Below are 12831 nucleotides of genomic sequence, written 5' to 3' on the forward strand. Positions count from 1 at the left end.
CCTGATCAGATAGGCATTCTCCGTTTAACTCGCCGACCTCAACTCACCACCCATCGGTGGATCCGGGCTGAGGCACCCGCCGGTCCGGCAGGCATTCCGCATCGGTTATACGCCGCGACGTAGTGTCGAGAGTATGACCACACTGTTGCGGCCGGAGCCCATCATCGTTCCGAACGCGGCCGCGACAGGGTTCTCCGTCCAGTCCAGTACCCGCCCTGCCGTGACGAACGCCCGCCCGCCACGCGCGGGCGCGGTGTACGCATTCGGTCGATTCGTGATCGGACCGCTCGCCCGGCTGCTGTATCGCCCGCGCGTGATCGGCAGGCGCAACGTGCCCAAGACGGGCGCCGTCATCCTCGCCAGCAACCACCTTTCGTTCATCGACAGCGTCGTGATCCCGGTCGTGGCGCCCCGGCGCATTCAATTCCTGGCGAAGTCGCACTACTTCGAGGGCCATGGCCTGCGGGGCTGGGTCAATCGCACCTTCTTCACGGCGATCGGCGCCGTGGGAGTACGGCGCGGAGCCGGGCGAGACGCGCAGGACGCGCTGGAGATCAGCAAAGGCATCCTGGAATCGGGCAACGCGTTCGCCCTCTACCCCGAGGGCACTCGTTCTCGGGATGGACGCCTCTACCGCGGTCGCACCGGCGTCGCCTGGCTGGCGCTGACGACCGGCGCTCCCGTCGTTCCGGTCGGGCTCGTCGGCACCGAGCGCCTGCAGCCGGTCGGCTCGAAGATGCCGGCATTCGCGAGGGTCACCGTCGCGTTCGGCACACCGATCGACGTCTCGACATTCGGTCCGGCATCCAGCGGAAAGGCCAGGCGCCAGGCGACGGATGCCATCATGGCCGAGATCCAGCGCCTCAGCGGCCAGACCGAGGCCGGTGTCTACAACGAGGCACCGGCTGAGGAAGCGATCACTGCCGGTTGAGCTCGGGGAGGCTCTGATCTCGCTTCGGAGCTGGTCTACTTCGGCTGGTTAGCTTCGAAGCTGGTCCCCTTCGGAACTGGTTTGCTTCGGATGTACCGCTGGCCGCTGGATGATGGCGCTCCTCGTCATCGTTCGGCCGCGCGGTGGTCCACCCCGTTCGACTCGCTCGACCGGCGGCGAGAACTCATCCAGCCGTCGTGCTCGGTTCGTGATGGACCGGAAAGTTGACGGATGCCGCGATGAAGCACAACCTGGACGCCTCCGCATGGAGGCTCTGCGCCAGTTCGACCTGCTCGGCGTCGGTGACGGTCACCGACGGTCGAAGGGTCATAGAGGTGAAGTGTCCGGCGCCGTCCGGGGTCGTCGTCATAGCGCCGGTGGGCGAATCGGTGTATGCGGTCACCACCACACCGTTGCGCTGGGCGACGTGCAGGAAGCTGAGCATGTGGCACTGCGCCAGAGCTGCCACCAGCAGCTCCTCCGGGTTCCATCGCTCCGCATCGCCGAAGAAGGTGCGGTCGCTGGAGCCCTCGATCGGCGGATTGCCTTCGGCGAGCACAATGTGGTCGCGGCCATAGTCTCGGTAGCCGCTCGTGCCGCTGCCGCGATTGCCGGTCCATTCCAGGGTCAGCGCATAGTGGTGGTCGACGTTCATGTGCTGTCCTTACTCACGTCCGTGCTTTCGGGGGGGTGCGTGCTGCCGGGCCCTTTCGACACCACTCTGCCGCATTCGCGCCGGATGCGATCGCGATCGCGCACGCTTCGGTCGCACAGTCCGCCGTCGGGCGGGCGAGGATCGCACGGATCGACCGCCGCACCGCAAACATCCGTCGTCGGGGCCTCGTTAGACTCGAAACACCATGAGCGATTCGTTGCGTGCCCCGCGTGTACTCGGTGGCACCTTCGAAGCGTCGGCGGCCGTCGAACTCGCCGTGACCGACCGCAGCGGGTTCCTGGAGAACCGCCATGTCGGCTCGGCCGTAGTGCTCTCCCCCGACGGAGAGCGGATGATCGCACTCGGCTCCCCCGACTCCCTGATCCTTCCGCGCTCCACCATGAAGCCGTTCCAGGCGGTGGCCTCCATCGGTGCGGGCGCTCGCCTCGACGGCGTGCAGACCGCACTGGCCACGGCGAGCCACGCAGGAACGGCTGATCATCTCGAGGTGGTGCTGGGCATCCTCGCCGGGGCGGGGCTCGACGAGGCGGCTCTGCGCTGCCCGCCCGCGCTGCCCGCCGACCGGGTTTCGCGCGAAGAGGTGCTGCGCGGCGGCGGAGCTCCCGCTCCCCTGTACATGGAGTGCTCCGGCAAGCACGCCGCCATGCTCGCCGCGTGTGCCGCCAGCGGCTGGACCACCGCCGACTACACAGACCAACGGCATCCGTTGCAGCAGCACGTGAAAGACGTCGTCGAGCGGCTCACCGGCGAGAAGATCGCCCACACCGCTGTCGACGGATGCGGTGCACCGGTCTTCGCCGTGACACTCGCCGGACTCGCCCGCGGGGTTCAGCGTCTGGCGACCGCGTCGGAGCGGTCGCCGTTCGCGCTGTTCCGGAACGCCGCGTGGGTGCACAGGAGCGCTCGCGAGCATCCGTGGGCGATCTCCGGACACGGCAGGCCGGACACCGTGCTGATGGAGACGCTCGGTTGCTATGCCAAGGCCGGCGCCGACGGGGTGATGACGATCGCTGCATCTGACGGCACCACTGTCGCGGTGAAGGTGCTCGACGGCAGCGTTCCGGCGGCGCGCGCGGCCGCCGTGGGACTCCTCGTGAAAGCGGCGGCCGTCGATGCATCGGCGGCGAGCGCGGCTCTCGACGGGCCGGACACCACCATCTTCGGGGGCGGCGCCCCGGTCGGGCGGCTTTCTCCGGTGGTCTGAATCGTGCGGACGGCACGGTCGCGAACGGCTTCGGCCTGTGGCGGGCGAGCGCAAAGACTTCGCGGTCGAGGGAGACCGCGAGCGGACCGATGCGGTCTGTGAAGCAAGAGACAAGGAAGACGATGAGAATCTCCATTCCCCGCGAGATCAAGAACAACGAGTACCGGGTGGCCATCACTCCGGCCGGCGTGCACGACCTCGTCGCGAACGGACACGAGGTGCACGTGGAGTCGGGGGCGGGTGACGGTTCGTCGATTCCCGACTCGGCGTACTCCGACGCCGGCGCGATCATGGAGCCGGATGCCGCAAGCACATGGGCGAGCGCCGAATTGCTCCTGAAGGTGAAGGAGCCCATCGAGAGCGAGTTCGGCTACTTCCGCAAGGGGCTCGTGCTGTTCGCCTATCTCCACCTGGCCGCCGAGCCCGAGCTCACGCAGGCACTCACGGATTCGGGCGTGATCGCGATCGCCTACGAGACAGTGCAGCGCCCCGATCGTTCGCTTCCGCTGCTCGCCCCGATGAGTGAGGTCGCGGGCAGGCTGGCGCCCATCGTCGGCGCGAACGCACTGCTGAAGCCGCACGGCGGGTCGGGGCTCCTCGTTCCAGGAGTGCCCGGCACGTACCCGGCCAAGGTCGTCGTCATCGGCGGCGGTGTCGCGGGCACGAACGCGGCTTCCGTCGCCGTCGGCCTCGGCGCTGACGTGACCGTGCTGGACACCAACGTGGGCAGACTGCGCGAGCTCGACGCGCACTACGCAGGCCGCATCAAGACGATCGCCTCCACCGCTTTCGAGGTGGAGCGTGCGGTGCTGGAGGCGGACCTCGTCATCGGCTCCGTGCTGGTGCCCGGCGCGAAGGCGCCCAAGCTGGTGCGCAACGACGTGGTGGCGAGGATGCGGGCCGGCAGTGTGCTCGTGGACATCGCGGTGGATCAGGGCGGCTGCTTCGAAGACTCGCATCCCACCACGCACGACGCCCCGACGTTCCGCGTGCACGACACCGTGTTCTACTGCGTCGCCAACATGCCGGGAGCCGTGCCGCACACCTCGACGCACGCGCTCACCAATGCGACGCTGCCGTACCTGCGGGCGATCGCGAACAACGGCTGGCAGGCGGCGCTGAAGGCAGACCACTCGCTCGCACTCGGACTGAACGTGGCAGCCGGGGCGGTCACCAACGCCGGCGTCGCCCAGGCGAACGGTGTGCCTGCGGTCACGATGCAGGAGGTGCTCGGCTGAGGTCGCCGCGAGCGGACCTCACGACGGCATCCTCGCCCTGGTGAAGTCGGTCGCCGAGTCGCACACCAGCAAGCGGCCGGGCAGCGCGGCCGGAGGAAGAACGCGGGTGTGCAGGACCGCGCGCATCTGGGCGAGGGTGCAGCCCTCGAACACGACGGATGCCGTCGGTCGCAGGCGGCCCAGCAGCGACCAACCGGATTGCCAGGCATCCGGATCGCCGACGATCGCGGTCGGCCGAGCACCCACCGTCACCCTCAGATCACCCGTCGGCGTGCTCTGCACATCATGGCCGGGAAACGACACGCTTCCCACACGAGCCGCGCCGCCAGGATCGGTGAGGTCGATGACGTCGAGTCCGGGGACGGCATGCTGCAGCCTGCGTGCCGTCGAACCCGGTGCGCGTGTCACGACCACGGTGATGGACCCGGCCGGGAAGTCCAGCACGGGCGGAGCCGTCTGCGCAGCGGTGCCTTCCAGGTCGTCGAGGTCGTGCTCGTGCACAAGCGCCACCTGAACGGCCTTGTCCCGCCAGACACCACGCCCGGGCGGAGCCGAGGGGTCGAAGAGCTCGGCCGGCGCACCGGCGAGCACGTGCTCCTGCCTGTCAGCCTGGCGAAGCAGCAGTCGTTCTCCGAACCGGCTGTGCACGCTGCGCAGACCGCTCGGAAGCCCGGCAGCCGTGCAGACGACACCGATGCCGGCGCGCGGCCCGTCGATCAGAAGCGAGCGGATGCACTCGGTCGCCGCGTCGCGGTGCTCGTCGTCGAACCGCTCGAGCAGAGCATCCACGTCATCCAGCAGCACCAGCGAGACACCGGGCGCAGGTGGTTCGTTCCCTCTTCCGGCGTGCAGGAGGGCCTCGGCACGCCCGAGAGCATCCCATGCCCGCTCGACGTCCTGCGGGACGACGATGACCGAGCCCGTCCACTGCGCGCGAACGGCGTGCAGCGTCGTGGACTTTCCGCATCCGCGGACGCCGAGCACGAGCAGATGAGCGTTCTCGGGCCGATAGATGATGCCTTCCTGGAGCTGCCGGTCCGGGTCGTCTCCTGCCCCGATCACCACAGAGCCCAGCGGCGGTGCCCCGAACGCGCTCAGCGGGATGCGGGGTGGCAGCGCCGGCAGCCACGGTGCGATCGGCCTGGTGGCGCCGGAATGCGACCGCGCTATGGCCTCCACGTCACCGGGCTCGGTCGTGGCCGCTTGTGCCGTGAGGAGCTCGCCGTCGCGGGAGACCACGAGACGGCCGGGCTGCCCGTGCGGAAGCTGGGCGGCCGCATCCGTTCCGAGCAGTGCCGCACTGTCGGCGCCGGAGGCGAGTCGTAACGAGACGCGGAGTGCGCAGTTGGCGATGAGCGCATCGCTGAGCACGCCGGTCGCCCGCTGAGTGCCGAGGATGAGATGCACCCCGAGAGCTCTGCCACGCGCAGCCAGGTCGGAGAAGAGTCCGCCGAGCTCGGGGAATGCGGTGAGCATCGCGGCGGCCTCGTCCACGACGATGACGAGGCGGGACAGCCCCTCGCCGGCGTCGGCGATGTCGGACACGCCCAGTCGCGCCAGCTCGGACTCCCTTCTGCGCAGCTCGGCGCGCAGGCTCTTCAACGCTCTCTCCGCTTCCCCGTGCGCGAGATCCGTGACGACTCCGACGGTGTGGGGCAGCGCGGTGAGCCGCTGGAACGCCGTGCCACCCTTGAAGTCGACGAGTAAGAACCCCACCCGTTGCGGCGGCGTGAGACTCGCCATCGCCAGCACCCAGGTGATCAGCAGCTCACTCTTGCCGCTTCCCGTGGTTCCCGTGACGATGGCGTGCGGACCGGAGGCCACCAGGTCGAGCACGAGCGGGCCGGAGGGCGAGATCCCCACCACTGCAGCCAACTCGGTGAGCTCGGTACCCGTCGGCGCGGTACCCGTCGATGCGAGGCTCGTGGCCTCCTCGCGGGCGGGGCGGGCGTGAGCGAGGTCGGCGAAACGCACCGCGGCCGGCAACGGCGTGCCGAGATCGACGCCGCGGGTCAGCGCCGACAGCGCAAGGTCTCGTCCGAATCCCGCCGCTTCTTGAGCCGTTACGAACTCACCCCGCAGCCCTCCGACCGTGTCCGGCGGAGAGAGCACGGTGAGAGTGCCGTCCGCTTCGACGGCGAGGACCATTCGGCATCCTGCCGGGAGTTCGTCCACGCGCTCGGCGACCGAGAGCACAGTGGTCGGCGGGGTGCTCACCCCTGGCTGCACGAGCCCGCGTGCCGCACCCGCCGGCGTTCTCGTTCCTGGGGGTCGTCGTGGCTGCGAGCCGACCTGCACTGTGTGCTCACCCTCGTCTGCGGCATCGTCGACGATGCGCAGGCGCAACGGTTCGCCGTGCGGATGAGCGCCGTGCGGGTAGTCGTCCAGCCAGTCGTACGCCTCCCCCGGCGGGGCCGTCATCGCGAGTGCGCCGGGAGGATGCGCATGCGCCAGTTGTACGACGAGCCCCCGCAAGACCGCCCGCGCGACGGTTCGTACGCCGATCACTCCGATTCCGCCTGCCGGATCGGCGACGACCGGCGCCCCTTCGACGAACCGGGCTCCGGCGAGCAGCTCACGGTCGTCACGGGAGCTCGTCGCACCTGAGAGGGGAACCGTGCTCGGCACTGCGCCAGTACCGATTCGCACCGGCGCGAACCGCTCGCCAGACTCGGCCCAGCGACGCGGCCGCAGTGCGGCGTCCGTGAGCAGCGCGGCCGCGCTAGGGTGCCTGGCCTGCAGTGCTCTTCTCTCCCTATCGTGCGCGGCCGCGACCTCGGCGACGAACCGGTCGACATCGGCGGCGTAGGCACGGGCATCCGCTCGTCGTCGTCTGCGCGCGGAGAGACGGCCATCGATCGCGCTCGCCACCGCGATGACCGGGCTGAGCGCAGCGAATGCGAGCATGTACGGCGAACGCACGATCGCGAACAGCACGGCGGCGCCGGCGAGCGGGGCGAGCACCGCAAGGAGTGGGAACGATGCTTTCGGGGGAGCGGCAGGATGGCTGGGCAGCGTGAGTTGTTCGCCGATGGTCGGGTCGGGGACTGGCATGTGTCCAGTGCAGCCGATCGAGCGGACCCGGGAACGGCCCGACCGGGCATCCGTGCACGGATGCCTTCGGGCACCCCCTGGGGACGGACGGAGCGAACCGACGCTCAGCGCACGTCGAACCAATGGTCACCGAGCTCCACCCGTCCACCGCGCGGAACGCGATAGCGGCGCCCCGGCTCGCAGCGATGCGGACCACCGGCGGGCGGGATGATGACGGTGCCGTTGGCGGAGTACCGGTCGCAGACCCAGAGATCGCCGCTTTCCACGCCGAATTCCAGGTGCGTCTTCGACACCGAACGCTCATGGTCGGCTATCGACACGAGTTGGTCGAACCGCTCCCCTGGCTGCGCGAACGGGCGGCGACCGAGCAGACCGGCGCCCACGACCACGACCCGCTCGCCCGTCGAGAACGAGAGCACGTACGGTACGGGCGGGATCGGCCTTGTCGGGATGTCGGACTCGGGTGCCGCCGGAGGCTCGGGCGCTCGCGGAGACTCGGGAACCGGCGGAGACTCGGGAACCGGTGGAGACTCGGGAACCGGTGGAAGCCCGACACTCGGCGGGGACTCGGGAGCCGCAGCACGATCCGTGGTCTCGGCCGGCGTCGCCGAGCGCATCGACGCTCGGTATTCCGGCGGAAGAATCGTGGTGTCGCCGGGCCGGGGATCGACCATGCGGTTGCGCGGAACGATGGCGGTGGCCACTGCCCGCCCGCAGTTGCCACAGAACATCGCCCCTTCCGGCAGCGCAGCACCGCATGACCCACAGTTCACGGCCCCCTCCTCCCCGACGCGTCCTCACCGACATGCCCCCGGCAGGACACCCTCAGCGTTGCTTGCTTCTCTCGATCCCGCTCGAAGACTTGATGGGGCCGGCCGCGCAAGCAAGCTTGCGCGTCCAACCCTCAATCGCCTCAATCGCTGCCGCTCAAAGACTCAATCGGGCCAGCCACGCAAGCAAGCTTGCGCGTCCAACCCTCAATCGCCTCAATCGCTGCCGCTCAAAGACTCAATCGGGCCAGCCACGCAAGCAAGCTTGCGCGTCCAACCCTCAATCGCCTCTATCGCACCGCATTCTTTGCGCGGTTGTTTACACGGTAGCCGCCCAGTGAGCGAAGTGAGATCCGGGCGCGCAGCCTGCCCCATCTGGTGGTGCGCCCGTCCAGGTCGCGACGCAGCTCGTCGACCGCCCTCCAGACCTGATCGGCATCGTCGTCCGTCGGCTCGGCGCGACCGAACGCCGACCGGTCGGCGACCGCCGCGAGCAGCACGGGTCGCGGACCGCCGACGGCCCGCGCGACTTCCGTGCGGGTCGCCGCGCCGGGAGTCAGATAACCGTGGTCGACCGCATTGTCGGCGAACTCCCGCCACGCACCCGAGATGCGTCCGCGCGGAAGCACGCGTGCGGACCGCCGCATCCGGTTGCGACGCCACTTCGCGGCGATCACCGCGAGGAACGGGGACGCGACCAGTGCGGCGATCAGTGCGATCCACCCGAGCACACTGAGAACGGCGAGCAGGATGCTCAGCCAGGCGGGCATCCGATTGTCGTGCTCCTGGGCGACGTGCGATTGCGGTGGAGGGCTCTGCTCGTGGGCGACATTGTCCTTGGGCGGCTCCACGATCGACTGCGGGCGTGAGATCTGCTTCGGCTCGTCGGGCTTCTTCTGCGGAATCGGCCGCACCTGCGGGTTGGGGTCGACGTCGACCCAGCCGTCCTGTGCGGTCTGCACCTGGATCCAGGCCGTCACGTCCGCCCCCGTGATCGTCACGCTGTCGCCGTTCGCCTTCTGCGGCACCGAGAACCCGAGCGCGACCCGGGCGGGGAACCCGATCCGCCTCGCCATCAGCGCGGCCGTGACGGCGTACTGCTCCTGGTCGCCCACCATCGGCTGTGCCGTGAGCAGCGCGTCGATGCGATCGGCACCGTGGCCCGAGAGGCTCTTCACCTCGTTGCCGATGCCATGGCTGATGTATCCGGTATCGGCGAGCTGTTTCAACGCGGCCGCCAGCTTCGCGCCCGGGCTGGCCGCGTCGCCCTCGTACCGGTGCAGCGTGTCATCCAGCCGGCCGGGCACGACGTCGAGTGCCGGCAGCACTGCAGCGCCCGGACGGGCCTTGGTCAGTTGCGCGATCGTCTTCGTGGGCGTGACGTCGGCCGTGATGCGATACGAGTCACCACCGGTCAGCTTCGCGACCTCTGCCATGGTCGCGGTCGTGGCGTTGTAATAGAAGCCATCGCGAAGTGCGTCGGGGCTGTTCCCGCCGAACGAGATGTTCTGCAGATCGCCGAAGGTGGGCAGCCACGGGCCGGCGAGGCCGTCGATCGTGACGTCGACCTCCTGACGGTGCCGGTCCGTGCGAGCGGATGTCGCAGGCAGCGTCAGCGTGTCGGGAATCCTCGCGAACGCACCCGAGTCCCCCGGCTGCGTGCCCACCGCGTAGACGATGCCGTCATAGGTGTCCATGGTGGCGATGCGCAGCCTGTGCAGATCCCCGATGCCATCGACCGTGAACAGCGCTTTGCCGGATTCGTCAGGCTCCAGGTACGAACGAAAACCAGACAACGGACTCGGATAGTCTCGCGGATCGAACGGCGGGGTCGTCGCGGTGCGGGCAACCGTTCGGGCCGCCACGGGAGGAATGCCCGACGAGACGCCGGCAGCAGCCATCAGGGCGAGCACGACGGCGAGCAGTGCGATGCCGGCGGACCGTGCGCCGGCGAGCGAACGCTCGCTTCGGCGCACGCCGTCGGCGTGCTCGCTGGCCAAAGAGACCAGGCGGGAGATGCGGCGGCGGCGGCGCATCCAGATCAACCAGCCGACGCTCAACGCCGCCACCCCGATGGTCGGCGGAAGCGGGATCGCCGTCGTGTCGGAACCGAGCACGATCGCCAGGGTGAAGACGACGAGCGGCGGAACGAGCGCGAGCTCGGGCATCCGAGAGCGGAAGGCGACAGTGACCGACACGACCGCACCGGCGAATGCGAGAACGTAGGCGGGCACGAGCAGTGCGAGGTACGAACCGACCGGCACCGGGATCGTCACGAGCTGCTTCCAGCTGAACGCCAGCGCCGTGACCAGGTCGAGGAGACCCTGCGGGGTGGGGATCACACGCCAGAGCGTCTCCCCCGGCACTGCTAGCGGCACGCCCAGCACGAGGAACGCCCCCAACGCCACGAGCGTGGTCACCACGGTGGACCAGCGCAGGATCGCTCCGCACGTCGCCACGGCCGTTGCCGCGACGATCGCACAGAGCGCCATCACCACGAAGTCCGTGTTCTGGTACACCGGCCAGAACGCGGCGACGCATGCGCCCATCAGCACCAGCAGGTACGCCGTGCCGATCGCACGCTGGATCAGGTCTCTGCGCCTCATGCGGCCCTCGAACGCGCCAGGCTGGAGCGCAGGTCGTCGAGGTAGCCGATGGTGAGGATGCTGAGTTCGCCCACCCGGCGCAGCCCAGGCGCCTCCTCGGGAAGGCACCGAACGGCGACGACCTCGGTGCCGGCCCGGAACATCGTGCCTGCGTGCCGCAACTGGGCAGTCGTGACGGCGGATCCGCAGACCAGGAATGCGATCGAGACGTCGGGTGTGGTGTCCGCCGCGACGCGCGCGACGTCGGTGATGCGCAGCGCCGAGGTGAACCGCTCGACGCGGCACAGGGCATCGAGAAGACGGGTCGGCGTGACGCTGTCGAGCTTGCGCACGTCATAGACCGGCGTCTTGGCGAAGTCCGGTGTTCGCTCGCTCACCACGAACGACACCGACCGGTCGTCGCGCACGGCACGAACGCCGAGCGATGCAGCGGCGCTCACGGCGAGCTCGAACTCCTCGGCGTTCGCGAAGTCGCCCTCCGCCAACGACAGCGCCAGGAGCAGGTTGCTGCGCCGGGTCTGCTCGTACTGTCGCACCATGAAGTCGCCGGTCTTCGCCGTGCTTCGCCAGTGGATGTGGCGTCGCTCATCGCCCTGCGTGTACTCGCGCAGCGCGTGAAACGACATGTCGCTGGTCGTGAGGTCGCGCGTGGAGTTCCCCTCGAGGTCGCGCACGAGTCCCGTGCTCATGCTCGGGACGGCGACGGTAAGCGGATGCACGAACAGCTCGGCGGTCTGCTGCCAGTCCGTCTCGCGTCTCAGCAGCCCGACCGGGTCGGCGCGCACGGAGCGCACGGGACCGATCGTCACCACACCACGACGCGGTGTCGGAACCAGGAAGAGGTCGCGGAATTCCGCGCCGGGACGAAGGCCGGGCACGGCGAACTCGGCGACGCCCTCCCCGACAGGAACCTCGATGCGGGCGGCCAGAAGACCACGTCTTGTCGTGTTCGAGACCACCACGTCGACGGGCGCAGGCGTGCCGACGACCACCCGGGGCGCCGGCAGCTGCAGTTCGGCACGATAGGCGACCGAGCCGAGCAGGTACAGCACTGCGACGAGGAACAGCGCGACGCCGATCCAGGCGAAGAGTACGGCCTCCGACCATCCGGCGACGTAGCCGGCGATGAACGCGGCGATCGTCACGATGCCCACGCACACTCCACTGAAGGTCGTCACCTCGCTCATCCGAACCCACGCGCGTGCGCAACCGCTCGCAAACGTGCGCCAGAGCCGAACGGCCGTGACGATGGCATCCGCGAGCCTGCCTTCGCGCGCGCCGACGAGCCGGGTTCGCGCATTGTCGAGCCCGGTGTCGCCGCCGGAGTGGTCGAAGCTCACACGGCCGTCCCGTCAAGAGGGGGCGGAGTCTCGAGAACGACGCCCGCCACGATGCTCTGCGGCGTGACCCCGTCGAACTCGGCCTCCGGGTCGAGCACGATCCGATGCGAGAGCACGGGCTCGGCCAGAGTCTTCACGTCGTCGGGCACGACGTAGGAGCGACCCATCGCTGCGGCGTACGTCTTCGCGGTGCGGATGAGCGCGAGCCCGCCGCGCACGCTGACGCCGAGACGCACCTGGGCGGCGTTGCGCGTGGCATCCACGAGCTTCGACACGTAGTCGTTGATGGCCGGATCGACGTGAACGGCTCGCGCGAGCTTCGACATGGTCGTCACCATCTCGCCCATCACCACGGTGGGAAGAACCGTGTCGTGGGCCGGGTGGTCCGCCCCCTCCAGAATGCGCACCATCGACGCGTGATCGGGATAGCCGATGGATGCCTTCATGATGAAACGATCGAGCTGTGCCTCAGGCAGACGGTACGTCCCGGCCTGCTCGACGGGGTTCTGGGTGGCGATGACCATGAACGGAGGGGCGAGGCGGTGCGTGACGCCGTCGACGCTGACCTGCCGCTCCTCCATCACCTCCAGAAGAGCGGACTGGGTCTTCGGGCTCGCCCGGTTGATCTCATCGGCGAGCACGACGCTCGCGAACACCGGTCCGGGGTGGAACTCGAAATCGCCGGCCCGCTGGTCGTATACCCCGACACCGGTGATGTCGCCGGGCAGCAGGTCGGGCGTGAACTGGATGCGACTGCTCGTTCCCGAGATCGTCTCGGCGAGCGCCCGCGCCAGCGACGTCTTGCCGGTGCCCGGCACGTCTTCCAGCAGCAGGTGCCCCCTCGCTGAGCAGCGCAGTCACGGCCAGCCGGATGACGTGGGTCTTTCCCAGCAGCACCCGTTCGATATTGGAGACGATGGCGTCGACGGTGCTCTGGAACCAGGCCGCCTGGTCGTCGGTGAGCGGATTGAGCGGCTTGGTCGCGGTCGTCGGCGCGTCCGTCATGATGCGG

The 12831-nt window shown here is 69.1% G+C and carries 8 protein-coding genes and 1 pseudogene; 3 read left to right on the forward strand and 6 right to left on the reverse strand.

Annotation, left to right across the window (positions count from 1 at the left end):
* Positions 1-133 precede the first annotated feature (133 nt).
* On the forward strand, positions 134-931 hold the full coding sequence (locus ACYVDK_RS15185) for a lysophospholipid acyltransferase family protein (protein WP_460523236.1): 798 nt from the start codon (positions 134-136) through the stop codon (positions 929-931).
* Positions 932-1115: 184 nt separating this feature from the next.
* Here ACYVDK_RS15185 and ACYVDK_RS15190 read toward each other — a convergent pair whose 3' ends face one another.
* A complete protein-coding gene (locus ACYVDK_RS15190; RefSeq protein ID WP_460523238.1) occupies positions 1116-1586 on the reverse strand; it encodes an OsmC family protein in 471 nt (156 codons plus the stop codon).
* A gap of 205 nt (positions 1587-1791) precedes the next feature.
* Here ACYVDK_RS15190 and ACYVDK_RS15195 point away from each other — a divergent pair, with 205 nt between their 5' ends.
* Together ACYVDK_RS15195 and ald are read left to right on the forward strand one after the other, a co-directional pair.
* Entirely contained in the window at positions 1792-2811 is a 1020-nt protein-coding gene (locus ACYVDK_RS15195) for an asparaginase (RefSeq protein WP_460523240.1), read from the forward strand.
* A gap of 122 nt (positions 2812-2933) precedes the next feature.
* Positions 2934-4049, forward strand: coding sequence for an alanine dehydrogenase (ald, locus tag ACYVDK_RS15200; RefSeq protein WP_460523242.1), 1116 nt, complete (start codon positions 2934-2936; stop codon positions 4047-4049).
* Positions 4050-4067: 18 nt separating this feature from the next.
* Here ald and ACYVDK_RS15205 read toward each other — a convergent pair whose 3' ends face one another.
* The 5 genes and pseudogenes from ACYVDK_RS15205 to ACYVDK_RS15225 form a co-directional block, all read right to left on the reverse strand.
* A complete protein-coding gene (locus ACYVDK_RS15205; protein WP_460523244.1) occupies positions 4068-7103 on the reverse strand; it encodes an FtsK/SpoIIIE domain-containing protein in 3036 nt (1011 codons plus the stop codon).
* A 104-nt stretch (positions 7104-7207) separates the two neighbouring features.
* Positions 7208-7876 (reverse strand): zinc-ribbon domain-containing protein, encoded by a 669-nt coding sequence (locus ACYVDK_RS15210; protein WP_460523246.1) that lies wholly within the window; start codon positions 7874-7876, stop codon positions 7208-7210.
* Positions 7877-8163: 287 nt separating this feature from the next.
* Entirely contained in the window at positions 8164-10479 is a 2316-nt protein-coding gene (locus ACYVDK_RS15215) for a transglutaminaseTgpA domain-containing protein (RefSeq protein ID WP_460523248.1), read from the reverse strand.
* On the reverse strand, positions 10476-11819 hold the full coding sequence (locus tag ACYVDK_RS15220; RefSeq protein ID WP_460523250.1) for a DUF58 domain-containing protein: 1344 nt from the start codon (positions 11817-11819) through the stop codon (positions 10476-10478). The genes ACYVDK_RS15215 and ACYVDK_RS15220 overlap by 4 nt, the downstream gene beginning before the upstream one ends.
* Positions 11816-12824 (reverse strand): annotated as a pseudogene (locus ACYVDK_RS15225) (AAA family ATPase). Before ACYVDK_RS15225 ends, ACYVDK_RS15220 begins: the two are co-directional and overlap by 4 nt.
* Between the last annotated feature and the right edge of the window lie 7 nt (positions 12825-12831).

It is taken from the genome of Humibacter antri, assembly GCF_054777235.1.